Here is a 273-nt window from a genome sequence, read left to right on the forward strand (position 1 = left end):
CCCGTCCGATCACCGACAACAGAACCCATCAACCTGTCTCACCTGCCGTTTCGCTTCCTGCGCGGGGCACCCCGGGCTAACCCGACACCCCGACGCGGCGTCCGTGGCCGAACCCTCTCAGGGCACGACCGACCGCCGCGGCACTCGCAGTCTTCCATCATTACATGGTCGAGTACGGCCCGGCCGTTACCGTCACGGTCCGCGCGGGCCCGGTGACGAGCGTCGCCCGGCGCGGGAACGCCGGGCGACGCGGATCCGCGGCCGCGACCGATA

The organism is Nocardia testacea NBRC 100365 (assembly GCF_000308775.1).
In the GTDB taxonomy this organism is placed as follows: domain Bacteria; phylum Actinomycetota; class Actinomycetes; order Mycobacteriales; family Mycobacteriaceae; genus Nocardia; species Nocardia testacea.